Consider the following 26,324-nt stretch of genomic DNA (forward strand, 5'->3'; position numbering starts at 1 on the left):
ATTTCCAATTCGTCATATTGACGATCCTTAAGCGAAGCAGGTCGCACTTATCTCCTCGATGGGCGCGAAACAGCAACTCGATGCGACGAGCATAGACCTAGCGCAGTGCTAGGCAAGGCGCGGAAGCTCGACGAAGCTTCCATGCTGACGCGCAGCATTGAGCGTTGGTGCGCGACCTGCATCACACAGAACCATAGCGCGAAAGCGATCTTACGATCTTGCATTTGGGATACCGCCGCTGCCCTTATAGCGCCGAAGCCATCAGGGCGAGTGCGGAAAGTGTACCAATCGCCTCGGCATGATCGGCCGCGGTGAATTGGATATGATTTGCGGACAGGCGTTCAATCTGCGGCAGCAGTGCGGCTGCATCGGCGAAAAGCTGGCGCATCATTCGGACTTCGACCTTCAGAGGCGGCGTACAGGGCTGTGAAATAATGGTGTTCTCGGCTGCCTGTACCGCTTTAGTGACAGCTTCTTTAATGCGCTGGCGCGACATGGCGGGCGACAGGCTTTTACTGGCGTGCGCGCCGAGTGCCGTCTTGGTCGAGATCCGGCTGGCATGGGGAAACTGGTGCGCGATCTCTTTGCATAGGTGGTCGTCGCCACTTACCGCAAGCAGCGGAACACCGATTTCGGCGGCGTAGCCGGCAAAGAGGGTTGGCTCGCCGACAATCTCTCCGTTCATGCGAATTTCGGCAAAGGCCAGCCCAGAGATCGTATGGGCAAGCACGCCAAACTCTCCGGCCGCGCCGTGATATCCGATGAGCACGACGCCGCTGTAGGTCTCTGTAAGCCCCTCGATCATGGAAAGCGGTCGCGGTTTGCCTGAAACCAGTTCGGCCCGGGGGTCAATTTCCTCGGCGATCATATTGCGCATTGGTCCGTGCGAGTCCGCCACAGTGACCGATGTCGCACCTCCGTCAAAAGCACCTGCGACCGCGGCGTTTGCCTCTTGCGTCATCAGTCGTCGCGCCACTTCGTATTCGGGATTGCCGCGCTGGCCTTGCAGTTGTTCGTTCACGCCTGCGATCCCTTCGATATCGACCGAAATGAAGATTTTCATGCTTTTTCTCCCATGGGGGTGTTGGTTTCTTCGATGGGGGTGGTGGCCTGCCATATCTTGCGAACCGCAGCGCGTCTGCTGCCGCGCAAACGATAGAGCCGCACTTCGAGCGCCGTCGCCCAATCCTCGCCGCCGACCCGGACCAACTGCCCCTGGTCAAGCGCATCCCGTGCGCAGCTTTCGGGAAGCAGAGCAAGGGCGCCGTGGGACAAGGCCATGCGCTTGAGCACTTCGGAGGTGGGGCTCTGGCCCAATCGTTCAAGCGCCGGGCCGGTTTGCAGGTGGCGGTTCAGAAGCAATGCTTCGATATCAGCGAAATATCCGTCGCTTGAGTAGCCCATATAGGGCAGGGGCGGGTGCTCGGGGCCAGCTTTGCTCGGATCAAAGAGCGGCGCCCCCGCGGCATCGACCGGGGACGTCATAATCAGCAGGTCATGCGCCAGAACGCGGGAGTCGAAGCGCGATTGCTCAAACAGTAGCGGCGCATCGGCATGGGCGTATTGCATCACGAAATCCACCATGCCGTCGGCCAGTTGCTGCACCATATCGTGGAAGTTCTGCGTAGAAATATGGGTGGTCAGATGCCCCGTCTGCGGCTCAAGGCTTTTGAGCCATTCGGGTATGAAATTGAGGTTCAGCGTGGTTGCCGCCGCGATGCGCAGGTCGGGGCGAGAATGATGAACCTGCTGCAAGAACTCGGCGCGGTCCGTATGGAGGGAGGATAGGACCAGCTCCGCGGTTTCGCGGAAGGCTCGGCCTTGTTCCGTCAGGGTGATCGGATAGGTGCGACGGTCAAACAGCGGCACGCCAAGCCATGTTTCAAGCGCCCGTATCCGACGGCTGAAGGCAGGTTGGGTGACGTTGCGCTCGTCAGACGCTCTGGAGAAGTTCCGTGCCCGGGCTAGAACCAGATAGTCCTCGATCCATTTGATATCCATATCATTACCTCTCCACGAATGCCGCCTTCCCGCAAGGGTAGAACTATGCCGAATATGCATAGTCAATGCCGTTTTGGCGTTGGTCTCTGCTCGGATCGGCGGGTTCTATTGCGTCAATGCACAAGCGCCGTGGGAGAACATGTCTTATGCAATCGAACCGACTGCTCGAAATCGCGGACCTAGATGTCCGTTTTGGCAAGCCCGGTTCAGAGATGCGTGCTGTCAAAAAGCTGAACCTGCACGTCAATAAAGGCGAGACTGTCGCGATTGTCGGAGAATCCGGCTCTGGAAAATCAGTCAGCGCTCTGTCGGTTATGCGGTTGGTCGAATTCGGCGGCGGGCGCATTGCAGGCGGAAATATCTCCTTTCGCAAACGCGACGACAGCGTGATTGATATCGGCAATCTTGATATGGAGAACGCGCGTTTGATGCGCGGCGATGATATCGCCATGATTTTCCAAGAGCCGATGACCTCGCTTAACCCCGTCTTTACCATTGGGGATCAGATCGTCGAAGCCGTGGTCACCCACCAAAACAAAAGCCGAAGCGAGGCGCGCGCCATCGCGCTTGAGACCCTCAACAAGGTGCGCATTCCGGACGCCGCGCAGGTAATGAAGCGCCATCCGCATCAGCTTTCGGGCGGAATGCGTCAGCGTGTGATGATTGCCATGGCACTGTCCTGCCGCCCGCAATTGCTGATCGCGGATGAGCCCACCACCGCGCTGGACGTTACCATACAGGCGCAAATCTTGCGGCTGATCCGTGAATTGCAGGACGAAGAGAACATGTCAGTTCTTTTCATCACCCATGACATGGGCGTGGTGGCCGAGATCGCTGATCGCGTTATCGTCATGTATCGCGGCGAAAAGGTAGAAGAGGGCGACGTCGAGACCATCTTCAACGCCCCGCAGCACCCATATACCCAAGCCTTGCTCAAAGCCGTGCCGCGGCTGGGGTCGATGCGCGGCACCGATACGCCGCAGCCCTTTGCTATTCCGGGACAAGACGCAACAGATATCGCGCCAACGCCGACCACCGCGATTGACTATAGCGCGCCGCCGCTGTTGTCGGTGCGCGGGCTGACGACCCGTTTCGATATTGGTGAAGGCCTGTTTGGCCGGGTCAAAAAACGGGTCCATGCGGTGGAACAGCTTAATCTGGATATTTGGCCGGGCGAAACGCTGGGTCTGGTCGGTGAATCCGGATGTGGGAAATCGACCACCGGTCGGTCGATCTTGCAACTGGTCGAAGCGTCGTCGACCCGGCTGACCTTTGGCGGCGAGGACCTCACGCAGCTTTCGACCTCTGAATTGCAAAGATTGCGCCGGGAGGTGCAGTTTATCTTTCAGGATCCCTACGCCTCGCTTAACCCGCGGCTGACGGTGGGCTACTCCATCGCGGAGCCGATGTTGCTGCATGGCCTGGAGACCAAGCAAAACGCCTTTGATAAGGCGGTGTGGCTGCTTGAAGAGGTGGGGCTGAGCGCAGATCATGCCAGCCGCTATCCGCATGCTTTCTCAGGCGGACAGCGCCAGCGTATCGCCATTGCCCGGGCTTTGGGCACGGATCCTAAGCTCATTATCGCGGATGAAGCGGTTTCGGCGCTTGATGTTTCGGTACAGGCGCAGGTGATCAACCTAATGATGGATCTGCAGAAACGCTTTGGTTTGGCCTATCTCTTCATCAGCCATGACATGGCGGTGGTCGAACGCATTAGCCAGCGTGTCGCTGTGATGTATCTGGGGCAAATCGTCGAAAGTGGACCTCGGCGGGCGGTTTTTGAGAACCCTCAGCACGCCTATACCCAGCGGCTCATGGCCGCGGCGCCCGTGCCGGACCCTTCGATCCGTCAGCGCAGCCGTCCGCTTATCACCGGCGAAGTGCCCAGTCCGGTGCGGCCCATTGGTCAGCCTCCTGTCATTAACCAGATGATCGAGGTGGCACCCGGTCATCTGGTCGCCCGCAATCCTGCGGACGACACAGAAGCCGCCTGATTCATAAAAACTGACCGACTTGCCAACAACGAGAGGATTTCCGACATGACATCTTTTTTCAAACGCACCGCGCTGAGTGCCATGCTGCTGGCCAGTTCCGCGCTCGGCACGTCGCTGGCGGCGGCGGACCTGAACATCGCGATGGATCAGATTTTCCAGCGCATGGACCCGCATAACTCCAACTATAACGTCGACTATTCGGTCGCCAGTGGCGTGTTGGAGCGCCTGATAACCTTTGACAAAAATATGAAACTGGTCCCGCAGCTTGCCACCGAATGGGAAGGCAGCGCGGACGCGAAAACCTTTACCTTCAAGCTGCGCGAAGGCGTAAAATTTCATGATGGCACGCCGTTCAACGCCGCCGCCGTCAAGGCCAACTTCGACCGGCTCGCAGATCAGTCGCAGAACCTTGCCAAGAACAGCCTTTTCAAAGTGGTCGACACCGTCGAGACGCCCGATGACTACACTGTTGTGCTGAACCTCAAAGAGCCTTTCGGCGCGATGATCAACACAGTCGCCCACCCCTCGGTCGTGATCCACAGCCCCAAAGCTCTCGAAGAACTGGGCAAAGACGTGGATCGCAATCCGGTCGGCACCGGCCCCTTTGTCTTTAAGGAATGGGTTCCCGGCGAGCGGGTGGTCGTGGAAAAGAACGAGGAGTACTGGGACAGCGATTGGCCCAAAGTGGACAAAGTCACGTTCTACCCGGTCACTGAAAGCGCCACGCGCGTTTCCATGATGCTTTCTGATGAGATTCAGTTCACCCATGTGCTGCCTGCCGAACTGGCCGAGCGTGTGAACGATGCCGATAGTCATGAGGTTCTCGAAGTGCCGGGCATCACAGTCTGGACAGCCTCGATGAACACGAAAAAAGAGCATTTCCAAGACGTCCGCGTGCGCAAAGCCTTCAATCTTGCCATTGATCAGCAAGCCTTTGTCGATGTGGTCTACTCGGGCCATGGCATCGTGCCAGACAGCCCCATCGCGCCCGACACCCGGTTTTATGAGGCCCAGACACCGCTCGAAACCGATCTCGACAAGGCGCGCGCCCTGATGAAAGAAGCCGGCTATGAGGACGGTTTCGAGATCCAAATCTGGGGCATTAACAACTCCACTGGCGTGCGGATGCTTCAGTTCCTTCAGCAGCAATTGTCGCAGATCAACGTCAAGGTGAAGATCGTCCCGATGGAAGGCGCCACCCGGTCAGAGAAGGTCTTTTCTTCCATGGATCCCGAGACCGCGACCTTTGATATGTTGATGGGCGGCTGGTCCCCTTCGACCGGGGATGCGGATTGGCATCTCCGGCCAGTCTATGCGACCGAAGGGTGGATTCCCAAGATATATAACATGGCGTTCTATTCGAATGAGACTGTCGACAAGGCGATTCAGGACGCGCTGAATACGGGCGATGCTGAAGCGCGTGGAGACGCCTATGCCATTGCGCAAAAGCAGATCTGGGAAGATTCTCCCGTCGTTTGGCTGGCCATTGAGAACAAGATGGCAGGGCGCAAGAAGGGGCTGACCGGCGTCTTCCAGATGCCGGATGGCACCATGCAATATGCCAAAGCCGCTTACGAATAATGCCTGAAACCGGCCCGGCGCTGCAGGCGCCGGGCCAGAACTACGAGTCCGTCACATGCTAAACTACTTTCTCCGCAGGCTCGCCGCGATGGTGCCGGTGCTCTTCCTGATTTCGATCTTCGTTTTCCTTTTCGTTCATGCGTTGCCCGGCGATCCCGCGCGTTTGCTGGCCGGTGAAACGGCAACGCAGGCTGAGGTGGAATCCATCCGCCGGGCGCTGAACCTCGATGCGCCGCTCTGGACGCAATACGTTAACTTCATTGGTAACCTTGTCACACTGGACCTTGGCACGTCACTCCGCACCGGTGAGCCGGTCTCGCAGATGATCGGACGCGCCTTCATGCCGACTTTCTGGCTATCGGTTTCCGCGCTGACATGGTCGGTGCTCTTTGGCCTGATCGCCGGGGTGATCTCGGCGGTGCGCCGGGGCAGCGCGGGGGACCATGCGGGGATGTTCGCCGCTGTGTCGGGCATCTCCATGCCGAACTTCTGGCTCGGTCTGCTGTTGATGCAGCTCTTCTCGGTCAATCTGGGATGGCTGGGGACCAGCGGTTTTGATGAGCCATCCGATCTCATTCTGCCGTCGCTTACTTTGGGGGCAGGTGTGGCAGCCGTCATGGCCCGCTTTACCCGCTCTGCCGTGATTGACGTCGCGCGGGAGGATTTCATTCGAACCGCCCGCGCCAAGGGGCTGAAAGAGCGTATCGTCGTGTGGAAGCATGCCCTGCGCAATGCTTTGATCCCCGTCGTGACCATGGCCGGTTTGCAGTTCGGCTTTTTGCTTGGCGGCTCCATCGTGGTGGAAAAAGTGTTCCGCTGGCCGGGGCTCGGCTCGCTCTTGCTGGATGCAATCAACTTTCGTGACTACGCGGTCGTGCAATCCGAGATCATGCTGTTTTCGCTGCAATTCCTCTTAATCAATCTGGCGGTGGACATGCTGTACGGCTTCATCAACCCCGCTATTCGCTACAAATAGGAGCGCGCCATGACTGATGTCGCAGACCCGATGAGCGGCGCGCCGGCCCGTGCCGAAAAGACCGCGCGCTCACCACTCGTTGAATTCCGTCGCCGTTTCTCGACCCGCTATGGCGCGATGATCGCCGGAGGTTTTTTGCTGCTCATGCTGCTCGGCGGTGTGCTGGCGCCGTGGATCCTGCCCTTTGGACCGGACCAGTTTGACTATAAAAACACGCTTGAAGGCCCGTCGCTGCTGCATTGGGCTGGAACTGATGAATTCGGACGCGATATCTTTGCGCGGATTTTGAATGGGGCGAAACTGTCGATGTACATCGGCTTTGTCTCGGTGACCATCGGGGCGGTGATCGGCATCGTCGCCGGCCTTTTCGCGGGTTACTACGGCGGGTGGCTCGATTCCGTGGTCATGCGGATTTCCGATGTTCTATTCGCTTTCCCCGGTATCCTGCTGGCGATTGGAATCGTGGCCATTCTGGGTGCCGGGCTGACCAATGTCATTATCGCCGTGGCGGTGTTTAGTGTGCCTGCTTTCGCGCGGATCGTGCGCTCTGGCACCCTCAGCTTGAAGGAATCGACCTATGTCGAAGCGGCGCGTGCGGCGGGTGCATCGAACTGGATCATCATGTTCAGACATATTCTGCCGGGTGTGCTCGGCGCGGTTATCGTTTATTTTACCATGCGGATTGGCACGTCTATCCTGACCGCCACCAGCCTGTCCTTCATCGGTCTGGGTGTGGAGCCTTCGATTGCCGAGTGGGGTGCCATGCTTGCAACCGGGCGGGAATATATGCTGGCTGGTGAATGGCATCTGACCTTCTTCCCCGGGCTGGCGATCTTCCTCACTGTCCTGTGTTTTAACATCCTTGGGGATGGCCTGCGCGATGCGTTGGACCCCAAACTCGACGACAGCTAAGCGGTGCAGATCATGCGACATTCATTTGACTGCGCGACGTGGTGGACTCTGCCCACGGGCGCGGACAACACGATCTGCGACGTTCCCGGCGTTCAAGTTGGAAATACCGATGTGCGGGGGGAGGGCCGATGTACCGGCGTGACTGCGGTCTTGCCGCATGGGGGGGATATGTTCCGCCAGCCTGTTACGGCAGGGCTATCGGTTATCAATGGTTTTGGCAAAAGCGTTGGTTTGGTACAACTGGCTGAACTGGGGGAGATCGAAACGCCGATCCTGTTGACCAATACTTTTGGCGTCGGCCCCTGTAGCACAGCGCTCATCCGGCGGGCCGTCGCATCAAATCCCGAGATTGGGCGCAGCTTATGCACGGTTAACCCGCTGTCGTTGGAATGTAACGATGGCAAGGTTAACGACATCCAGGCGCTGGCGATAGGTGAGGCGCAGGCAGAGGCCGCACTGAACGCCTGTGGAAGCACCTTTGCGCAGGGCACTGTGGGCGCGGGCAGCGGGATGAAGACGTTTGGCTACGCCGGCGGACTGGGTTCGGCATCGCGGCAAGTAAGGCTTGCAAGCGGCGTCGGGTTCACCCTTGGCGCGCTGGTCTTGTCAAACTTCGGCCAGCAATCCGCGCTGCGGGTTTTGGGGCGTCAGTTGCCGCCCCCGGCCGAGGAGGGCAATGACGATCCCGACCGTGGGTCAATCATCATTGTTCTTGCGACTGACGCCCCGATGGAATCGCGACAATTGACGCGGGTGGCGCGTCGAAGTTCCGCAGCGCTTGGGCGTTTGGGCAGCCACATTGGCCATCAGAGCGGCGACATCGCTCTCGCGTTCACAACCGCAAACAGCGTTAGCCGCGACAGTGCTGACATCCATGAAGCCAAGCGATTGGATGAGCGCTGTATGGACGCGTTTTTCGTCGCCACGGTGGAAGCCGTCGAAGAGGCTATCTTGAACGCGCTATGGCATGGGGTGCCGCAACAGGGCTATGATGGCACGATGCTGCCGTCTTTCCGCGCTCAGGCATCCAAAGGGTTTGGTCTTTGATGAAGCAGCCTGTGCATCAGTAGTTTCCCAACCACACCGGCGCTTTGACACAGACCGTGCAGGCATGCCGGCTATGCAACTCCCCCCTTGCAACATCGGGCTTATTTCTATCTATGACAGCGCGACCACATCCATTGGCAGCCTGGACCTGAAATGACTGAAAACAAGACCCAAGGCGCGTCGATTGCCTTTGATGCGGTGGGGAAGGCATTCACCAAAGCGGGCGGGGTGACCGTCAATGCGCTTGAGGGGGTTTCCCTGACCGTCGAACCCGGCGCGATCACCGGTATCATCGGGCGCTCGGGCGCGGGGAAATCGACGTTGCTGCGCATGGTCAACGGGTTGGAGCGGCCCACCTCCGGGAACGTGCAGGTCGCAGGAAAGGACGTGGGCAGAGCCAAGGGCGCCGAGCTGCGGGCCATCCGGCGTGACGTGGGGATGATCTTTCAACATTTCAATCTGCTGTCCTCGCGCACGGTGGCGGGCAATATCGCCCTGCCGCTCGAAGTCGCCGGCGTGCCCTCGGCGCAGATTAAACCGCGGGTCGCCGATTTGATCGAGAGGGTTGGGCTGACCGCGCAGGCAGGGCGCTATCCGGCGGAGCTTTCGGGCGGGCAGAAGCAGCGCATCGGCATCGCCCGCGCCTTGGCGACCGAGCCGAAGGTGCTGCTGTCGGATGAGGCGACCTCGGCGCTGGACCCGGAAACAACCCAGACCGTGCTGGCGCTGCTGAAAGACATCAACCGCGATCTGGGGCTGACGATCCTACTGATCACCCATGAGATGGCCGTGGTGCGCGACATCGCGAGCCATGTGGCGGTGATTGACGCGGGCCGCATCGTCGAACATGGCGCCACCTATGACATCTTTACCGCCCCGCAACATGCCACGACCCGTTCCTTCCTGTCGGGTGTGACCGGGGTCACGCTGCCCGCTTTCGTGAAACATCGGCTGACCCAGAGCCCGCCCGCGCAGGGCGGCGAAGAGGTGATCCGCGTGACCTTTGCGGGCGCCCATGCCACCGACCCGATGCTGGCCCGTCTGACCAAGGAAATGGGCATCCCGGTCAATATCCTCGCCGGCGCGGTGGAGGAGATCGGCACCCGGCCTTTCGGCAATCTGCTGGTGTCGATGCCGCTCGCGCAGGCCGGGGAGGCGCGGGCTTTTCTGGAACGTCACGGGCTCTTGACGGAGGTGCTGGGCTATGTCGGCTAATCTTATCAATCTGCTGATCGAGGCGACCGGGCAAACGCTCTATATGGTCGCGGTCTCGGCCATTCTTGGCACGCTCTTTGGCCTGCCGCTGGGGCTTTTCCTTGCCACGTCGCAGCGCGGCGAACTGCTGTCCGCGCCCTGGGTGAACAAGGTGCTGGGGCTACTGGTCAATGCCACACGCTCGGTGCCATTCATCATCCTCGTGGTGGCGATCATCCCCTTCACCCGCATGATCGCGGGCACCTCCATCGGGACCACGGCCGCCATTGTGCCGCTGACCATTGCCACCGTGCCCTTCATCGCGCGGCTGGTGGAAAACGCGATCCGCGAGGTGGATTCAGGTCTGATCGAAGCCGCCCGCGCCATGGGGGCCACGCCGCTTCAGATCATCAGAAAGGTGCTGCTGCCCGAAGCCTTGCCCGGGATCACATTGGGTCTCACGCTCGCCATCGTCAGCCTGATCGGCTATTCCGCCATGGTCGGGGCCGTGGGCGGCGAGGGGCTGGGTGATCTTGGCATCCGCTACGGCTACCAGCGTTTCATGCCCGATGTCATGGCGATCGTGGTGGTCATCCTGATCGTCTTGGTGCAGCTTGTGCAGTCCATCGGCGAGCGCATCGCCATCGCGGTGGACAAACGCGCCCCTAAAAGCGGCGGGCAATAAGCCCTACATCCCTCACACCCGCTCTCTCATTCCAAGGAGAATAGAATGCTACGTCTGACAACCCTTACCTCTGTCCTTGCCCTTATGGCCACCGGCCTTTCCGCCGAGGAAATCAAAGTTGGCGTCTCGCCGGGGGAACATGCCGAGATCATGGAAGAGGTCGCCCGGGTGGCCGAACCCATGGGGCTGGAGATCGATGTGATCGAATTTTCCGACTATGTCGTGCCGAACCAAGCGCTGGCCGATGGCGACATTCAGGCGAATTCCTTTCAGCATGTGCCCTATCTGGAAGCCCAGATGAAAGACCGTGGTTTCGCGCTGACCGTGGTTGGCAATACGATCACCACCCCGATGGGCGTCTATTCCGACAAGGTCGAGGACATTGCCGCGCTGGAAGAAGGCGCCACCTTTGGCATCCCCAATGACCCGACCAATGGCGGCCGGGCGCTGCTGGTGCTGCAAGAGCTTGGCCTGATCAAGGTCGACCCCGCCGCCGGGCTGACCCCGACCGTGCTGGACATCACCGAGAACCCGAAAGACCTGTCGTTCAAGGAGTTGGACGCCGCGCAATTGCCGCGCTCGCTCGCGGACCTCACCGCCGCGCTGATCAACACCAACTACGCGATTGCCTCGGGGTTGAACCCGAAAGAGGATTCCATCGCGATGGAAAGCGCCGAAAACCCCTATGTGAACGTAATCGTTGTGCGTGAAGGGGACGAAGAGGCCGCTTGGGTCGAGACATTGCTCAAAGCCTATCACTCCGACGAAGTGAAAACATTCATCGACGAGAGCTACCAAGGCACCGTTATCACTTCCTGGTAAGCACATCGCCCAGACCCGCCAGATCATCGGCGGGTCTGGGCTGACCCCTTGAGATCAGAAATCCCAGTCTTCGTCTTCCGTGGCAACGGCTTTGCCGATGACATAGGACGACCCGGAGCCCGAGAAAAAATCATGGTTCTCGTCCGAGTTTGGCGAGAGCGCGGCCATGATCGCCGGGTTCACCTTGCAGGCATCATCCGGGAACAGCGCCTCGAACCCGAGGTTCTGTAGCGCCTTGTTGGCATTGTAATGCAGAAAGCTCTTCACATCCTCGGTGAGCCCCAAGCCGTCATAGAGCTGCTCGGCATAGCGCGCCTCGATGTCGTAAAGGTCAAAGAGCAGGGAGAAGGCGAATTCTTTCAATTCCGCACGCTCGGCTTCTGACAGGCGTTCATAGCCGCGCTGGAACTTGTAGCCGATGTAATAGCCGTGGATCGCCTCATCGCGGATGATCAGGCGGATCAGGTCAGCGGTATTGGTCAGCCGCGCACGGCTCGACCAATGCATCGGCAGGTAGAAGCCTGAATAGAACAGGAAGCTTTCCAGAAAGACGCTGGCGATCTTCTTTTTCAGGGGGCTGGCGGGGCTGTCGTATTCATCAAGGATCAGCCGGGATTTCGCCTGTAGATGCTCGTTCTCCGCCGACCAGCGGAATGCCTCGTCGACTTCAGAGGTCGAACATAGGGTCGAGAACACCGAAGAATAGCTCCGCGCATGTACCGCCTCCATAAAGGCAATGTTGCTCAGCACCGCTTCCTCATGCGGGGTGACCGCATCGGGCATCAGGGCCGGGGCGCCGATGCCGTTCTGGATCGTGTCCAAGAGGGTCAGCCCGGTGAAGACGCGGATGGTCAACTGCCGCTCTTCGTCGGTAAGCTGCGACCAGCTTTGCACGTCATTGGACAGCGGCACTTTTTCGGGCAGCCAGAAGTTCACCGTGAGACGATTCCAGACATCGAGGTCGATGTCATCCTCAATGCGGTTCCAGTTGACGGCGCGCGGGACGGGGCGGGGGGAGATGAAATCTTTCATGGCAAACCTCAAAGCGAACAGGAAACACAGCCCTGCACTTCGGTCCCCGAAAGGGCCTCTTGGCGCAGGCGGATGTAATAGATGGTCTTGATGCCCTTCTTCCAGGCGTAGATCTGGGCGCGATTGATGTCGCGGGTGCTGGCATCGGCGGGGAAGAACAGGGTGAGCGAGAGCCCTTGATCGACATGCTGCGTCGCGGCCGCATAGGTGTCGATGATCGCTTCGGGGCCAATCTCATAGGCGTCGCGGTAGAATTCGAGATTGTCGTTCGTCATATAGGGCGCGGGGTAGTAGACCCGGCCGATCTTGCCTTCCTTGCGGATCTCGACCTTGGCCGTGATCGGGTGGATCGAGGAGGTGGAATTGTTGATATAGCTGATCGAGCCGGTGGGCGGCACCGCCTGCAGGTTGCGGTTGTAGAGCCCGCTTTGCATCACCCTGTCGCGCAGCGCCGCCCAGTCTTCGCGCCGGGGCAGGTCGATGCCCGCTTGGGCAAAGAGGTCTTGCACGCGGTCGGTCTCGGGCAACCAGTCGCGGGTGACGTATTTCTCAAAGAAACTGCCGTCGGCATAGGTCGATTGTTCAAAACCTCTGAACCTCTGCCCGCGTTCCTCTGCCAGCGCGTTGGACGCGGTGAGCGCGTGGAACAGCACCGTGCAGAAGTAGATATTGGTAAAATCGATCCCTTCGGCACTGCCGTAGTGAATGTGCTCGCGGGCCAGATAGCCGTGCAGGTTCATCTGCCCCAAGCCGATGGCATGGCCGTCGTCATTGCCCTTGCGGATCGACGGCACACTGTCGATCGCTGACATTTCGGAGACGGCATTCAGCGCACGAATCGCGGTGGTGACCGTCGCGCCAAGATCACCGCCATCCATGCTGCGGGCGATGTTCATACTGCCCAGATTGCAGGAAATATCGCTGCCCATCAGGGCATAGCTCAGGTCGTCGTTGAACTGCGATGCCTCATTCACCTGCAGGATTTCCGAGCAGAGGTTCGACATGGCAATACGCCCCGCGATCGGGTTGGCCGCGTTCACCGTGTCCTCGAACATGATATAGGGATAGCCGCTTTCGAACTGAATCTCGGCAAGGGTCTGGAAGAAGGCCCGCGCGTTGATCTTGGACTTTCGGATCCGCGGGTCATCGACCATCTCGGCGTATTTCTCGGTGACGGAGATGTCAGAGAAGGCGCAGCCATAGACCTTTTCCACGTCATGTGGCGAGAACAGATACATATCCTCGTTCTTCTTGGCCAATTCAAAAGTCACATCGGGAATGACGACGCCGAGCGAGAGCGTCTTGATCCGGATCTTCTCATCCGCATTCTCGCGTTTGGTGTCGAGAAAGCGCAGGATGTCGGGGTGATGCGCGTTGAGATAGACCGCGCCCGCGCCCTGCCGCGCGCCAAGCTGATTGGCGTAGCTAAAGGAATCCTCCAGCAGCTTCATCACCGGGATCACGCCCGACGACTGGTTCTCGATCCCCTTGATCGGCGCGCCATGCTCGCGGATGTTGGTCAGCATCAAGGCCACCCCGCCGCCGCGTTTGGACAGTTGCAGAGCCGAGTTGATGCCGCGCCCGATGCTTTCCATATTGTCCTCAAGCCGCAGCAGGAAACAGGAGACGAACTCCCCGCGGGCCTGCTTGCCGGCATTGAGGAAGGTCGGGGTCGCAGGCTGGAACCGCCCCTCGATGATCTCGCGCATCAGCTGCATGGCCAGATCCGCATCGCCCCGCGCCAAGGTCAGCGCGTTCATCACCACCCGGTCCTCATAGCGTTCCAGATAACGCTGCCCATCGCGGGTTTTCAGCGTGTAGGAGGTGTAATATTTGAATGCGCCCAGAAAGCTGGGGAAGCGGAACTTCAGCGCAAAGGCGGCGTCCCAGATGGCATGCAGATCGCTGCGCTCATATTGCGCCAGCACCTGCGGCTCGTAATAGCCCTCATCCACAAGGTAGCGCAGCTTTTCGTCGAGCGAGTGAAAGAAGACCGTGTTGCGGTTCACATGTTGCAGGAAATACTGCCGCGCGGCCATCCGGTCGGCTTCGAACTGGATGCGCCCCGCGTCATCATAGAGGTTCAGCATCGCGTTCAACGCGTGGTAATCAAGATCGGCGCTTAGGCTTGCATCAAGCATGTCGTGTCCTTTTGAGCGGCGGCGAACCGGGCGAGGCCGGAACGGATGTGGGTAAGATCGGTGTCGGTTCCGGCCAGTTCGAACCGGTAGAGCAGGGGCACCGCGCATTTCGCGGCGATGACCTCTCCGGCGCGGGCGAAATTCCTGCCGAAGTTGCGGTTGCCCCCGGCGATCACCCCGCGCAGCAGGGCGCGGTTTGCGGGGGCGTTCAGAAAGCGGATCACCTGTTTCGGCACGGCGTGACGGCCCATCCCATCGGCATAGGTGGGACAGACCAAAACGAAGGGGGCGCTGACCTGCGGCTGAGCCGCGCTGATGCGCAGCGGCAGCCTTATGGCCGGCAGGCCCAGTCGGGCAATCATGCGCGCGGTATTGCCCGACCCGCCCGAGAAATAGACAAGCTGCATCGGTCTGACCCGGTTCAGGACAGGCGGCTGATCATATCGGGGCGAAACCCGGCCCAGTGATCATCGCCCGAGATCACCACAGGTGCCTGGCGATAGCCCAGAGCCTGAACCCGGTCCATCGCGGCGGCATCCTGGGTCAAATCGACAAGGTCATAAGCCAGCCCGCGCGCGTCGAGCGCGCGGACGGTGGCGGTGCATTGAACGCAAGCCGGTTTGGAATAAACGGTGATGGTCATGTGATACTTCCCAATGTTCTGGCGCACGGCAGGACAGGGACACGAAACACGACGGCGCGCGAGATCGCACCGGGCATCACGCGCCCGGGGCCCTCCGCCCGCGGTCGTCGTTTTCGGTGCTCTGGCAGGTCTCCTGGCTCACGGCTCAAACGCCTCGGCCCGCCTTCCCAGTGCTGCTGCACCAGTGGTTTCGGGCCTCGGCTTGCCGCTCACAGTTGCGGGGGCAGCGCCGGGATTTCACCGGCTTCCCTATTCGCCTGCGACGCAAATCGCAGACACCAAAGCAACATCATGTAGAGTGCATTGGCGGCGGGCTGTCAATATCTAGATAAGGTGGGCGGGCGCCCGTGTTTTGCCTGAGACAGCAGGGCAGGGGCTTTGGGGGCAGATTTTTTGATGACCAGCGCCCCGTTCAAGCGGCATGGCACCGGCCCCTCTGTGCGGGAATCGGTCTGCTGTCAGACCTTGCGGCTATTGCCACGCCGGATAGCATCGACGCTCCACGGGCCGGGGCCAGCGAAGAGCAGATAGAGGAACACGAAACAGAACAGGATCGCCCCGGCCCCGTCATTTATGGAGGGAAAGAAGCTGCGGGGCGCATGGGCGATGAAATAGGCGGCGGCCATCGTGCCGGACGCGAGAAAGGCCGCGGGGCGGGTGAACAGCCCCAAGGCGATCAGCGCCCCGGTGACCAGTTCAATCAGGCCCGCGTTCCAAGACATCGAGAAGATTTCAGGCGTGCGGCCTGCGGGAAAGCCAAGGATCTTTTCCGAGCCGTAGCACAGGAAGGTCAATCCGGCAGCGATACGAAGGACGCTCCGCATCCGCGGTGCCCAGATGGTTTCAAGGTCTTGGAGGGTCATCTCGATCTCCTTTTTCATGGGTCGAACAGCGGGCCTATGTGAAGACCGGAAGGGCAGAAGTGCCCCTGCCGGTGCGGTAGCCCAGACTTGGCATCGGGGCGCAACATAGGGCCGGGCCAGCCTGTGCGAAATAGAGATAAATGGGCATTCACTATTGCACTGGCGGCAATAACGGACTGACCCGGACATAGAGATCAGCCCGCTTCTGGCAGGCTGCGACAGCCTCGCACTCCACATCCGTCTGGCATCTTCGGTGGAGAGCGGCGGCGGCCCCTCGCCGACCTAGACAGCTGCCGCTGCCTGACCCTGCTCCGCACGCCTGCCCTGCCGCCAAAGCCGCAGCAGGTGGCCGACGATCACCAGGTTCAACAGGCCCGCAGCACCGGCGACCGCATAGGAGGCGGTATAACTGCCGGTGAGGTCGTAAAGCACCCCGGCCTGATAGCCGCCGATCGCATGGCCGAACCAGCCGAACATGGTGACGATGCCAAACGCCAGACCCCGGTTGGAAGGCGCCACAAGCGCGCGGATGGCGGCAAGGACCCCGGTCATGACCCCTGCGTAGCCGAAGCCGTAGATCACAGCGTAGATATAGAAAACCGGCAATGTCTCGATCAGGACAAAGCCAAAGACCAGCGCGGTCATCCAGGCGGTCGCTGTCATATAGGCGGGCAGGGCGCCGATCACATCGGCCAATTTGCCAAAGGCCAGACGTCCGATGATCGCCACCAGAAGCATCACGAAAATCACGCTGCCGGCTTGATCCGGCGCAAAGCCACGGTCCTGGATCAGCGGCACAAGATGCATCAGCGGGACCGCCATACAGGTGCAGCACAGGATGATCCCGGCGCTGAGATGGGTGATGACCACATTGCTCGGGAGGTAGGTCTCTGACGGGGTCTGGGCCCCCCCTTCGGCGGTGGTAGCGACCGGCGGCGGCTGGCGCAAAAGAAAGCTGAGCGGCACCAGCGTGACCAATATGAACACCCCCGTCGCGGCGAAAGCGCCGTCGATGCCAAGCGATGTGATCAACATGGATGACACGAATGGCACGCCGCCTTGGCCCAAAGCCTGCCCCGCCGAGGCAATGCCGATTGCCACCCCGGCGCCCACGGCGAACCAATTGCCCACGGCCGCCATGATCGGCGGGAAAATGGCGCCCGCGCCCAGAAACCCGGCGACGAAGAACAGCAGATAGAATTGCCAAAGCGCGGTGAGCGTAGAGGCCAGCAGATAGCATAGCCCCAGCATGACCGAGCCAAAGAGCACCACAGGCCGCGTGCCATGACGGTCGGCCAAGGGCCCCATGATCAAGCCGCCAAAGGATAGGCCCAGAATGCCGAAAAGATTGATCAGCGTCGTGTCGCCCCGGCCCCAGCCAAAGGCGTCATTCATCGGCACGATAAAGGCCGACATGCCGTTTACAATCGCCCCCATGGCAACAGCGAGGATGAAGGCCGCGGCGGTCACGATGACCCAGCGGTAGGCAGGTTGAGAAAGGGCGGTATTCATAGCAGGTGGGCCTTGGCTGGAAATTCTATCGGGTGGCAGGGTTGTCAGTGGTGTCCTATGTGCCGCGATTTGCAATGGGCCTGCAGGGGCGGGCGGCAGCGCGCAGTATCGGGTGCAGATCCTCCCCCTATGCACGCCCGGCGGCGGCAAAGGCTGCGGCAACAGCGTCAAGAAAGAACCGCGCTTCGTTCTCTTGTAGCACAAGCGGCGGGCGGATTTTCAGAATATTGGCGCCCGGACCTGTCGCGCTGATCAACACGCCATTGTTGCGCAGATGGTTGACCACGAAAGAGGCGCAATGCGCGTCGGGCTGGAGCGTCTCGCGCGATGTCACACATTCCACCGCCCAGAACAGCCCGGTGCCGCGGATATCGCCGATCGCCGGGTGTTTTGCGGCGATCTCCTCCAGCCCCGCTTTCAGAAAGGCGCCCATCTTTTGCGCATGGGGTTGAAGACCGTCGCCCTCGATCACATCCAGCACCGCCATGCCCGCCGCTGCCGCCACCGGGTTGCCGCCGAAGGTGTTGAAATAACGTGCCTTCTCGCCAAACTCCTTGACCAGCTCAGGCCGCATCGCGGCGCCCGCCACCGGAAAGCCGTTGCCCATGGGTTTGCCCATCGTGACAATGTCCGGCACCAGCCCGTGGCGCTGAAAGCCCCAGAAGGTCTCTCCGGTCCGGGCAAATCCCGCTTGGACCTCATCGGCAATGAACAGACCGCCTTCGGCACGGATCAGATCAACTGCGGGCTGCAGGAACCCTGCCGGATCGGGGTGCAGCCCGTCGCTGGAAAAGAGCGTATCGACGATAAAGGCGGCGGGTTCTATACCCTCGGCCCGCATCTGCGCAATGGCGCGGGCCAGATCAGCAGCAAGCCTTGCCCCCTGGTCAGCGGCAGGAATGCGCAGGCCATCGGGCGCGTCGATCAGCCGGACGCGAGAGCCGCGCGGTGTGTATTCGCCAAGCGAGGGCGATATCTCGGCCACCGCTTCGGTCAGCCCGTGATAGGCAAGCCGGGTAACGATCACACCCTGCCGCCCGGTATAGCTGCGGGCGATGCGCAGGGCGATGTCATTGGCCTCAGACCCGGTGCAGGTGAACATCGCATGGCCAAGGGCGTCGGGCATCGTGTCGAGCAGCCGTTCGGCATAGGCCACCACGGCTTCGTGCAGATAGCGGGTATGGGTGTTCAACACGCCCAGTTGCGCGGTGATGGCCTGCACCACATGGGGGTGGCAATGGCCGACCGAGGCGACGTTGTTATAGGCGTCCAGATACTTACGCCCGTCCTTGTCCCAGAGCCAGACCCCTTCGCCGCGCTGGATATGCAGTGGCTTTTCATAAAACAGGCGATACGCCGGGCCGAGCGCTTTGGCACGACGGTCAATCAGCGCTTTGTCTTCCGGGTCCAGCGCCGTGCTGCGGGTGGTGTCATAAGCGTTGATCATGCTCATCGGTCATTCCTTCTGCGCGGCATTCTGCAGGGCGCTGCGTACCGCCCTGTCACCAAGACTGTTCAGGGCGGCCAGCCCGCGCTGGGCGGCGGCGGCATTGCGCAGGATATAGGCCGCATTGTCGCGGTAGCGCTCTGCGCGGGTGGCGCCGATCGCCAATGTGGTGGCATGGCGCAGACGGATCAGCAAAGGCAGCAGGGCGATTTCCTCCGCCTCAAGCGGCAGCCGAGCGGCATAGCCCGCCACCATTTCGCACATCGCGCCAAGCGGATCGCTGCCCTCCGCGATTTGATAGGAACAGGCCACGGCGAGGTCACAGGCGATCGGGGTATACACCATATCGCCAAAGTCGATCAGGCCCACGGGGCGCCTCGCCTCCACCCCATCTACCAAAAGATTATGCGGGTTGAAGTCGTTATGAACGACCTGCGCGCGAAGATGGGGCAGGCGGGGGGCAATCTCTGCGTCGAACCGATCAAGGATATCACCCAGTTGCGCGCGCAGTTCGGGGTCTTGCACGGCGCTGAGCAGGGGGCGCAGATGACCGGCCTGTTTGATGTCCCATTGCAGGAAATGCCCGGCGGCGGGGTGGAAAAACCCGCGCAGGCCAAGGGTGACCCGCGCGTGAAAATCGCCCAGAGCGTGAAACAAGGCAGCGCCCGGCGTCGCATTGCTCAGAACCGTGCCTTCGAGAAAGGTCATCAGCCGAACCACATGGTTCTGACCGTCCCGCGCCTGCGCGATTTCGCAGGCGTTGCCCTTCAGGCTGCGGCAGATGCGCTGCACCGGCAGGCCGGGGTCCGTCGCGGCCAGATGCATCAGGGCGGCGGTCTGCATGTCGGTCACCGCGCGGTCCTCAGCCGCATTGGTGATCTTGAGCAGCGCCGCCTCGCCCGTAGGCAGGCGCAGAAGGAAATTCGCGTCTTTCTCGGCAGAGAGCGATTTGACAGCGCCGGAGATGCCATAGTGGCGCCGCGCGATCTCCGCCGCCAGCTCGGGGTCAACCGCCGGGGAGGCCTGGGCCAGAAGATCGGCGTCAGCCGGGGGGGCGCTGACGGCGACATTGCTTAGAAACGGCGGCAGCCCCCCCGACAATGCGGTCTCGGCCTCTGTCATGGGGCGATATCCTCGGTTCCGCACCATTCCGCGATGAACAGCGCCATGGCCTGGGTGATTTTCTTGACCGAGCTGAGGCTGACCGCTTCGTTGATCCCGTGAATATTGCGCGATTTCGGCCCGTAGCAGAGCGCGGGGATCTGGTTGTAAAGCGCATAGACCCGCGTATCGAGATAGCTCGGCGACATGAAGGACTGCAGCGGCGCGCCGATGGCGCTCTCATGGGCGCGTTCCAGCACCGCTTCGGCATCGCTGCCCGGTTCCAGCACATAGCCTTCGGCGTGGAAACCGTTGAAGACCACCTTGGGTGGGTTATTGGACAGAAAACTGTCGCTCTGGGCAAAGGCTTTGACCCGCTCGGTAATCTCGCGCGCGGCATCCTCGGCGCTGCGGCCCGGATAGATGGAGACGCGGCAGTCGATGTTACACCATGACGGCACCGAAGACGCCCAATCGCCGCCTTCGATCTTGCCGATGTTGAGGTTGATCGGATGTGCTTCGTCTTCGAAATGCGGGTGCTGGCCCTTCTCGGCGTTCCACTCCGCCTCCATCTCGCGCAGGGCGGTGACGACGCGGCTGGCCGCGTCGATGGCGTTGGCCCCTTCGCCCATCTCGCGCACATGGACCGGCACGCCGCGGACCTGCACCTGAAACCAGATGACGCCGGTGTTGGCGCGGACCAGCATCTCTTCCTCAGGCTCGGGGATGAAAACTGCATCGGCGGTATAGCCCTGCAGAAAGGTCTGGAGCGCGCCGTTGCCGGTGGATTCCTCCTCCACCACGGATTGCACATAGACCGTGGCCGCCGGTTGCAGCCCGATGCGGCGCAGCGCGTCGAGTGCAAAGATATTCGCCGCCGCCCCCGCCTTCATATCGCCCGCGCCGCGGCCATACATCCAATCGCCGTTGATCTTGGCGGAAAAGGGCGGGTCCTCCCACATGTCGTGCAGCCCTTCGGGGACCACGTCGAGATGCGATTGCAGGATCAGTGAGCGGCCAGCCTCATCACGCGGGCGGTGGATACCCACGACGATCGGCGCGTCGGAGTGATCGTCGGAGTATTTCGAGCCGCCGGGATGCGCCTCAATCGCGGCGCGGTCCATCTGGAAGCGGTCCATTGCATAGCCGCGGCTTTGCAGGCTGCGAAACAGCAGGTCTTGGATCGCATGTTCATGACCGCGCAGCGACGGTATCTGCACCAGCTTCTGGGTAAAGCTCACCTGCTCGGCAAAACCGTCTTCGACAGCCTGAAGGATGCGGGATTTCAGATCAGGATCGAGGGACATGTCGTTTCCTTTCAGGGGTTACAGCATCGCTTCGATGAGGAAGGGGCCGGGTTCTTTCGCGGCGTCTTCGATGGTGCGCATCAGCTCGGCGATGTCCTCCACCCGTTTGCCCGGCACGCCCATGCCCTTGGCCATGGCCACGAAATCCAGTTCCGGGCGGTCGAGGTTCAGCATGCTCAACGCATCCGGGCCGGGCTGCGCGCCGACGTTATGCAGCTCGCCCTTCAGAATTTCATAGGACCGGTTGGCTAGGATGATCGTCGTGACATTGGAGTTTTCCCGCGCCTGGGTCCAAAGCCCCTGGATCGTGTACATGGCCGAGCCATCGGCCTGCAGCGTGATCACCGGGCGGTCCGGGCAGGCGATGGCGGCCCCGGCGGAGAGGGGGATGCCAATGCCGATCGAACCGCCGGTGATCGCGAGCCATGTGTTCGGCGCGGCACTGTCGCCCGCAGGGAAGGTGGCGCCGCCCGAAGACACCGCTTCATCCACCACGATTGCATCTTCGGGCAGCGCATTGGCCAGTGCCGCCCCAAGATTGTGCAGGCTGATGCCCCCGGCCTGCGGCGCGGCTGGCCGGTCATAGGCGGGCGGGGTCGCGGCTTTGCTGCCGATGCGGTCCGCCAGCGCGGCGATGGCGGCAGGACCATCGCCATCAACCGCCGCCAGTGTCACGCTGTTGCAGCCCACCGGCAGCAGCAGGCTGGGTTTGCCGGGATAGGCAAAGAAGGCCACGGGCGGCGGGGTCTCGATCAGGATCGCGCGGCTGTAGGGCGCGAGGGACTGAAGGGCGGCGTCAATCGGGTAGGGGATTTTCTTGACCGCAAAGCGCCCGCGCCCGCGTTCCAAACGGCGGTTAGAGGTCGGGGCAAGGATATCGGCCCCGGTCTTCTCCGCGATCCCATGCAGCAGGGCCATGGCGCCCGGGTCTTCCACGACCGAGCATCCCACCAGCAGCACGGTGCGCTCCCCGCTTTCCAGGGCGGCGACGCTCGCATCCAACGCGCGTTCATCCAGCGGGGCCGGGGCGGCAGGGGCCACGACATCGGCCATCTTCCCGCCCGCATCCCATCCGATATCGGCGGGCGCGATGAGCGATGCAACCTTGCCCGGTTTGCTTTGGGCCACGGCGAGCGCTGTCATCGCATCCGCCGCAAAGCTGCCCGCATCCCGGCCCGAGCGGACCCAATCGCTGAAGGGCGCGCAGGCGCCTTCGACATCTGCAGACAAGGGCGCGTCATATTGCTGGTGGCGCAGGGCGTGATCGCCGACGAGGTTCAGGATCGGCACCCGGCCCTTGCGCGCGTTGTGCAGATTGGCGGCGGCATTGGCAAAGCCGGGCGCCAGGTGCAGCAAGGTCACCGCCGGTTTGCGGGCCATGCGCGCATAGCCATCGGCGGCGCCCGTCACCACGCCCTCGAACAGCCCCAGCACGCAGCGCATCAGCTTGGTGCGGTCCAGCGCATCGACGAATTGCATCTCCGAGGTGCCGGGGTTGGCGAAACAGACATCGACCCCGCCCGCGTGCAGGCTGCGCACAACGCTTTCGGCGCCGTTCATCTCTTTGGGTGTCTCGCTCATGCTGTGACCTCGCGGAATGTGGTGAGAAAGGATTTGGCGTTATCGGCCAGCGACGGGCCCAGATAGCCGCCTTCTTGCACTAATGCTGTCGGCAGGTTCAGCGCCGCCAGCCGGCGCGCCATTTCGGCAAAACCGTCGGGGTAGACCTTTACCGCGGCAAGCGGATCATCGGCGGCCATGTCAAAGCCGAGCGAGACCACCAGCGCCTCGGCCCCGAAGTCGCGGATCGCGGCAATGCCCTTGTCGAGCAGGGCCAGTACCGCGTCCTGGCTTGCCCCCTGTTCCAAAATCAGATTCAGCGATTTGCCCGCGCCTTCGCCCTCACCGGTTTCATCGGCGTGGCCGAGGTAGAAGGTGGGGTAGGTCGCGGGGTCAGGGTGGAGCGAGCAGAAGAAAATGTCGCCGCGCTCATAAAGAATGTCGAGCGAGCCATTGCCGGTATGCACGTCAATGTCGATCAGGGCGACTTTCTTGAAGGTCCGGGTCAGGTGATGGGCGGCGATACAGGCATTGTTGAAAAAGCAGAACCCATTGGAACAGTCGCGCATCGCGTGGTGCCCGGGCGGACGGCAGAGCGCATAGGCCGCGCGGTCGCCAGAGGCCACGGCCTCGGCAGCCTGCACCGCGGTCTGGGCCGACCAATAGGCCGCATCCCAGGAGCCTTCGGTCAGCGGGGTCGAAGTGTCGGTCATCCACCAGCCCAACTGGCCGTGAATATCCTTGGGCTCTTTGCCGCGCCGCAGGCCGGGGTGCATCGTGGGGATCGCCAGCGCATCCGGCCCTGCGCTTTCGACGAAACGGGCATGCGCCGTGGGCAGGAAATCGACGTAATCGGGGTTGTGCACGGCCTTGATCGGGGCCAGCCCGTGGTCTTGCGGCTTGGTGATCTCGAACCCTTCGCCAATTAAAATATCGCGTAAAATTTCAGCACGTTGCGGCTGTTCTTGATGCGGCATGGCAGCGCCGCGCCGAAAATAATGGGTTGGCGCATGGCCAAGCTGGCGCGCGTCGAAAAAGACTTTCATCACATTCCCTGTGGGCTGCTGTTGTTGCGGCGGAGCATTGCAGTTTTAAATTGCAGGCTCAATAGAAATGATGCATCATGCATCAAAACTGGTCGCCGATTGACCGGTAAGGACGAGGGCGCGATGGCCGAAATAAGTCAAGTTTCATTGGGCGATGCGATCTATGATCGGGTCTGTCAGGACTTGGTCGAGGGCCGGCTTTGTCCCAATGAAAAGGTCACCATTCGCGGCCTGTCAGAGCGGCTTGGCACCAGTTCGACCCCGGTGCGCGACGCGGTGCAGCGGCTCTTGCGGGACGAGGCTTTGGTGCAGCGCAGCGTGCGCGACGTGCGGGTGCCGGTCCTGACCAAGCGGCAATATCTGGAGATCGCAAGCATCCGGCGCGAGCTGGAGGGTTTTGCCGCAGGCCGCGCCGCCGAGAGGGTCGGCCCAAAGGAAATCCGCCACCTCAAGAAGATCGTGGAGCGCAATGAGGCCGCCGCCGTGGCGGCGCGCTGGCCGCAGGCGGTCAAATACAATCAGGAGTTCCATTTCGCGCTGGCGGAAGCGGCGGAAATGCCGATCCTGCTGTCCATCCTCAGCGGGTTGTGGCTGCGCATGGGGCCATTGATCGCCGGATATTACGCACGCGAGAAAGTCGGGCTGGTTCGACATCACCAGGCAATTATTGCAGCCTGTGAGAATCGCGACCCCGCAGCCGCTGCTGCGGAAATGCGGGCTGACATAGATGACGCAAAGGAGGGGATCATCAGATATATTGAATCATTCACCGCAGATGAATGAACACGCCGACGCCCGCGCATAGCGCGGCACCGTTCCACGGGAAGAAGCCGACGCAAGATCGGTTTTCGCGGAGCGGGATTTAACCGAAAACCAATGGGGAACTACATGCTACACACCACCAAATTGACCGCAGCCGTTCTGGCGCTGGCCCTGGCCGGCCCACTGGCCGCGCAAGACGGCGAACCCAAATCCGGCGGCACGCTGAACGTCGTGATCCAGCCGGAACCGCCCAGCCTGATGATCGGCCTTGTGCAGAACGGCCCGACACAGATGGTCGGCGGCGACATTTATGAAAGCCTGCTGCGCTATGATTTTGATCTGAAGCCCGAAGGCCAGTTGGCTGAATCATGGGAGATTTCAGACGACGGCAAGACCTATACCTTCAAGCTGCGCGAAGGTGTGCTGTTCCACGACGGCGAGCCTTTCACCTCGGAAGATGTCGAATTCTCCATGGATAAGTTCCTGCGCGAAAGCCATTCGCGGATGCGCACCTATATGGAACATGTCGAGAGCATCGAGACGCCCGACGATCACACGGTTGTCTTTAACCTGAAGCAACCCTTCGGCCCCTTCATCGGCATCTTTGAGCCCGGCACCGCGCCGATGATCCCCAAACATATCTACGAAGGCACGGATTTCGCGAACAATGAGGCGAACAACACGCCTATCGGCACCGGCCCCTTCAAGTTCAACGAATGGGAAAAGGGCAGCTTCATCCATCTGGTGAAGAACGAAGACTACTATATGGAGGGGAAACCCTACGTTGACGAAGTCTATTACCATGTGATCCCCGACGCGGCCTCGCGCGCCGTGGCCTATGAGACCGGCAAGGTCGATGTGCTGCCCGGCGGCTCGGTCGAGAACTTCGACGTGGCGCGGATTCAGGCGATGGACAACACCTGCATCACCGACAAGGGCTGGGAATACTTTGGCCCGCTGTCCTGGATGTGGGTCAACAACGACAATAAGCCGCTCGACGATGTGAAGGTGCGTAAGGCGATCATGCATGCTGTCGACCGCCAGTTCGCCAAAGACGCGCTGTGGAACGGGTTGGGCAAAATCGCCACCGGCCCGCTGTCGTCCTCCACCCGTTTCTATGACGGCGACACGCCGGACATCTCCTATGATCCGGAAAAGGCCAAGGCGCTTCTCGAAGAGAGCAGCTATAACGGCGAGACCATCCGCATTCTGGGCCTGCCTTACGGTGAGACTTGGCAGCGTTGGGCCGAGGCGGTCAAACAGAACCTGAGCGAGATCGGCATGAAGACCGAAATCGTGCCCTCGGATGTGGCAGGCTGGAACCAGAAGGTCGCGGACCGCGACTATGATCTCGCCTTCACCTATCTCTACCAATACGGCGATCCGGCCCTTGGCGTGTCCCGGACCTATATGGGCGACAATGCCGCCCCCGGCTCGCCCTGGAACAACGTGGCGAATTATCAGAACCCCGAGACCGACCGGCTCTTTGCCGAAGCCGCGCTGATGGCCAGCCCCGAAGAGCGCAAGGCGGCCTATAAGGAAATCCAGGATCAGATCGTCGAAGACGTGCCGAACATCTGGCTCTTGGAGCTGGGCTTCCCCACGATCTACCGCTGTGACGTGAAGAACCCGGTCAACACCGCCTTTGGCGTGAATGACGGTTTCCGCGACGTGTGGATCGACAAATAATAAGAGCGA

Annotated in this window: 23 protein-coding genes and 1 riboswitch; of the genes, 10 read left to right on the forward strand and 13 right to left on the reverse strand. The window is 61.1% G+C overall.

Translation table 11 applies throughout. From position 1 onward, the window contains the following. Window positions 1–244: 244 nt before the first annotated feature. Window positions 245–1,063: a M55 family metallopeptidase gene (locus AB4M76_RS00630; RefSeq protein WP_368439921.1), complete on the reverse strand. Its 819-nt coding sequence runs from the start codon at window positions 1,061–1,063 to the stop codon at window positions 245–247. Next, window positions 1,060–2,001, reverse strand: a complete 942-nt coding sequence (locus AB4M76_RS00635; protein ID WP_368439922.1) for a LysR family transcriptional regulator — start codon at window positions 1,999–2,001, stop codon at window positions 1,060–1,062. Before AB4M76_RS00635 ends, AB4M76_RS00630 begins: the two co-directional genes overlap by 4 nt. A gap of 116 nt (window positions 2,002–2,117) precedes the next feature. Here AB4M76_RS00635 and AB4M76_RS00640 point away from each other — a divergent pair, with 116 nt between their 5' ends. The 8 genes from AB4M76_RS00640 to AB4M76_RS00675 all read left to right on the forward strand — a co-directional run bounded on the left by AB4M76_RS00640 (window position 2,118) and on the right by AB4M76_RS00675 (window position 11,212). Further along, window positions 2,118–3,995, forward strand: coding sequence for a dipeptide ABC transporter ATP-binding protein (locus AB4M76_RS00640; protein ID WP_368439923.1), 1,878 nt, complete (start codon window positions 2,118–2,120; stop codon window positions 3,993–3,995). Between the two features lie 45 nt (window positions 3,996–4,040). Next, window positions 4,041–5,576 carry a glutathione ABC transporter substrate-binding protein gene (locus AB4M76_RS00645; RefSeq protein WP_368439924.1) on the forward strand — a complete coding sequence of 512 codons (1,536 nt, stop codon included), beginning with the start codon at window positions 4,041–4,043 and terminating at the stop codon, window positions 5,574–5,576. Window positions 5,577–5,631: 55 nt separating this feature from the next. After that, a complete protein-coding gene (locus AB4M76_RS00650) occupies window positions 5,632–6,552 on the forward strand; it encodes an ABC transporter permease subunit (protein ID WP_368439925.1) in 921 nt (306 codons plus the stop codon). 9 nt (window positions 6,553–6,561) lie between these two features. Then, window positions 6,562–7,464 (forward strand): ABC transporter permease subunit, encoded by a 903-nt coding sequence (locus tag AB4M76_RS00655; protein ID WP_368439926.1) that lies wholly within the window; start codon window positions 6,562–6,564, stop codon window positions 7,462–7,464. A 12-nt stretch (window positions 7,465–7,476) separates the two neighbouring features. After that, window positions 7,477–8,511, forward strand: coding sequence for a P1 family peptidase (locus tag AB4M76_RS00660; RefSeq protein WP_368439927.1), 1,035 nt, complete (start codon window positions 7,477–7,479; stop codon window positions 8,509–8,511). A 153-nt stretch (window positions 8,512–8,664) separates the two neighbouring features. Then, window positions 8,665–9,726 (forward strand): methionine ABC transporter ATP-binding protein, encoded by a 1,062-nt coding sequence (locus tag AB4M76_RS00665; protein WP_368439928.1) that lies wholly within the window; start codon window positions 8,665–8,667, stop codon window positions 9,724–9,726. Beyond that, window positions 9,716–10,390, forward strand: coding sequence for a methionine ABC transporter permease (locus AB4M76_RS00670; protein WP_368439929.1), 675 nt, complete (start codon window positions 9,716–9,718; stop codon window positions 10,388–10,390). Before AB4M76_RS00665 ends, AB4M76_RS00670 begins: the two co-directional genes overlap by 11 nt. Window positions 10,391–10,435: 45 nt before the next feature. Continuing rightward, window positions 10,436–11,212, forward strand: a complete 777-nt coding sequence (locus AB4M76_RS00675; protein ID WP_368439930.1) for a MetQ/NlpA family ABC transporter substrate-binding protein — start codon at window positions 10,436–10,438, stop codon at window positions 11,210–11,212. Between the two features lie 54 nt (window positions 11,213–11,266). Here AB4M76_RS00675 and nrdF read toward each other — a convergent pair whose 3' ends face one another. The 11 genes from nrdF to AB4M76_RS00730 all read right to left on the reverse strand — a co-directional run bounded on the left by nrdF (window position 11,267) and on the right by AB4M76_RS00730 (window position 23,864). Continuing rightward, window positions 11,267–12,244 (reverse strand): class 1b ribonucleoside-diphosphate reductase subunit beta, encoded by a 978-nt coding sequence (gene nrdF, locus AB4M76_RS00680; protein WP_368439931.1) that lies wholly within the window; start codon window positions 12,242–12,244, stop codon window positions 11,267–11,269. A gap of 8 nt (window positions 12,245–12,252) precedes the next feature. Next, window positions 12,253–14,385 carry a class 1b ribonucleoside-diphosphate reductase subunit alpha gene (gene nrdE / locus AB4M76_RS00685; protein WP_368439932.1) on the reverse strand — a complete coding sequence of 711 codons (2,133 nt, stop codon included), beginning with the start codon at window positions 14,383–14,385 and terminating at the stop codon, window positions 12,253–12,255. Then, complete coding sequence (gene nrdI / locus AB4M76_RS00690) at window positions 14,367–14,792, reverse strand: class Ib ribonucleoside-diphosphate reductase assembly flavoprotein NrdI (RefSeq protein WP_368439933.1); 426 nt, start codon at window positions 14,790–14,792, stop codon at window positions 14,367–14,369. Before nrdI ends, nrdE begins: the two co-directional genes overlap by 19 nt. Before the next feature lie 14 nt (window positions 14,793–14,806). After that, complete coding sequence (gene nrdH, locus AB4M76_RS00695; protein ID WP_368439934.1) at window positions 14,807–15,028, reverse strand: glutaredoxin-like protein NrdH; 222 nt, start codon at window positions 15,026–15,028, stop codon at window positions 14,807–14,809. A 105-nt stretch (window positions 15,029–15,133) separates the two neighbouring features. Further along, a riboswitch (cobalamin riboswitch) is annotated at window positions 15,134–15,326 on the reverse strand. A gap of 160 nt (window positions 15,327–15,486) precedes the next feature. Beyond that, a complete protein-coding gene (locus tag AB4M76_RS00700) occupies window positions 15,487–15,891 on the reverse strand; it encodes a DoxX family protein (protein WP_368439935.1) in 405 nt (134 codons plus the stop codon). Between the two features lie 282 nt (window positions 15,892–16,173). Then, a complete protein-coding gene (locus tag AB4M76_RS00705) occupies window positions 16,174–17,403 on the reverse strand; it encodes an MFS transporter (RefSeq protein WP_368439936.1) in 1,230 nt (409 codons plus the stop codon). A gap of 127 nt (window positions 17,404–17,530) precedes the next feature. Further along, the gene (locus AB4M76_RS00710) at window positions 17,531–18,856 is read right to left on the reverse strand and encodes an aspartate aminotransferase family protein (protein ID WP_368439937.1); all 1,326 of its coding nucleotides are present in this window, start codon (window positions 18,854–18,856) and stop codon (window positions 17,531–17,533) included. Between the two features lie 3 nt (window positions 18,857–18,859). Next, window positions 18,860–19,972: a phosphotransferase gene (locus tag AB4M76_RS00715; protein ID WP_368439938.1), complete on the reverse strand. Its 1,113-nt coding sequence runs from the start codon at window positions 19,970–19,972 to the stop codon at window positions 18,860–18,862. Beyond that, on the reverse strand, window positions 19,969–21,258 hold the full coding sequence (locus tag AB4M76_RS00720; RefSeq protein WP_368439939.1) for an ArgE/DapE family deacylase: 1,290 nt from the start codon (window positions 21,256–21,258) through the stop codon (window positions 19,969–19,971). Before AB4M76_RS00720 ends, AB4M76_RS00715 begins: the two co-directional genes overlap by 4 nt. 18 nt (window positions 21,259–21,276) lie before the next feature. Then, complete coding sequence (locus AB4M76_RS00725) at window positions 21,277–22,839, reverse strand: acetolactate synthase large subunit (RefSeq protein WP_368439940.1); 1,563 nt, start codon at window positions 22,837–22,839, stop codon at window positions 21,277–21,279. Further along, window positions 22,836–23,864, reverse strand: a complete 1,029-nt coding sequence (locus AB4M76_RS00730; RefSeq protein ID WP_368439941.1) for a histone deacetylase family protein — start codon at window positions 23,862–23,864, stop codon at window positions 22,836–22,838. The genes AB4M76_RS00725 and AB4M76_RS00730 overlap by 4 nt, the downstream gene beginning before the upstream one ends. Window positions 23,865–23,987: 123 nt before the next feature. On the opposite strand from AB4M76_RS00730, the gene AB4M76_RS00735 reads away from it, so the two are divergent. Both AB4M76_RS00735 and AB4M76_RS00740 read left to right on the forward strand, forming a co-directional pair. Next, window positions 23,988–24,647 carry a GntR family transcriptional regulator gene (locus tag AB4M76_RS00735; protein WP_368439942.1) on the forward strand — a complete coding sequence of 220 codons (660 nt, stop codon included), beginning with the start codon at window positions 23,988–23,990 and terminating at the stop codon, window positions 24,645–24,647. Window positions 24,648–24,752: 105 nt separating this feature from the next. After that, on the forward strand, window positions 24,753–26,315 hold the full coding sequence (locus AB4M76_RS00740) for an ABC transporter substrate-binding protein (protein WP_368439943.1): 1,563 nt from the start codon (window positions 24,753–24,755) through the stop codon (window positions 26,313–26,315). Window positions 26,316–26,324 lie beyond the last annotated feature (9 nt).

Source organism: Sulfitobacter sp. PS-8MA (assembly GCF_040933935.1).
GTDB lineage: Bacteria > Pseudomonadota > Alphaproteobacteria > Rhodobacterales > Rhodobacteraceae > Sulfitobacter.